2 protein-coding genes are annotated in these 853 nt (G+C 34.8%); one reads left to right on the top strand and one right to left on the bottom strand.

Annotation, left to right across the window (positions count from 1 at the left end; translation table 11 throughout):
* Positions 1 to 180 precede the first annotated feature (180 nt).
* On the top strand, positions 181 to 435 hold the full coding sequence (locus B9N71_RS11815; RefSeq protein WP_085166054.1) for a hypothetical protein: 255 nt from the start codon (positions 181 to 183) through the stop codon (positions 433 to 435).
* A gap of 16 nt (positions 436 to 451) precedes the next feature.
* On the opposite strand, the gene B9N71_RS11820 is transcribed toward B9N71_RS11815, so the two are convergent.
* Positions 452 to 853: IS30 family transposase (locus B9N71_RS11820; protein ID WP_143422140.1), on the bottom strand; the 402-nt coding region annotated here is incomplete at its 5' end.

The raw sequence follows: 853 nt of genomic DNA on the forward strand, positions 1-853 counted from the left end.
ATCGAGTTATGGTTGTTTTTTGCAGAATTATTATAACTCACATCATGCCGTCTAAAAAATAATCACGAAAGATCAACACGCCCTAATATTTTAGAATTTTCTGACAATAAGGAAATTGATCGGGCCAAAATTCAAGAATTTGATACATTTAAAGAATATCTTCAATCAATTTCTGAAGAGATGTCTAAACAACGTATTGAGATGACTGATACCGAAGTATTTGCTGAATTACAACGAGTGTATGCTGATTTTAATAATGATTTTAATGATTTTATCGAAAAAATAAAACCATTTACCGAACTTACCGATGCTTCATATAACTTATGCCAAAATGGTGAAACCCGAAATGCATTAGCTCAAATTAAAGCCGATCAAGAATGGGACGAAGAAAAAGTAACGCAAAAAGCCAAGCATCATACGAAGAATGTTCAATGAGTGATGTGAATAAATCCTAGATTACACCATGAAGTGCAATTTGTCTTAACTCCTTCGAATAAAAGGAGGCAGGGCTTTTAAACTTATGCCGTTTTCTTGGGCGTGTGTTCAATAGATATTGTATTTTCTTTATCTGTTCGTCGTCAACTAATGAAATGGCCGCTGACTTTGGTATAAACTGACGTATTAAGCCATTGGTGTTTTCATTTGTACCTCTTTGCCAGCTTTTATAAGGCTCCGCAAAGTATACGGTAGTATTTAAATAATGCTCAATCGCATGATGATAATTAAATTCCATCCCATTATCAAAGGTGATGCTTTTAACCATCTTTTTAAACGGCGTTAGCAATTTTATTATCATATCTCTCGTTTCGGAGGCGGTGCGTTGATTAAGGCGTCCAATGAGTACGAGTCCAGT

Source organism: Gilliamella bombi (assembly GCF_900103255.1).
GTDB lineage: Bacteria > Pseudomonadota > Gammaproteobacteria > Enterobacterales > Orbaceae > Gilliamella > Gilliamella bombi.

Bases quoted from the DNA above. Each gene is read 5' to 3' on its own strand.
- B9N71_RS11815 (WP_085166054.1), top strand. From the start codon at position 181: ATGTCTAAACAACGTATTGAGATGACTGATACCGAAGTATTTGCTGAA.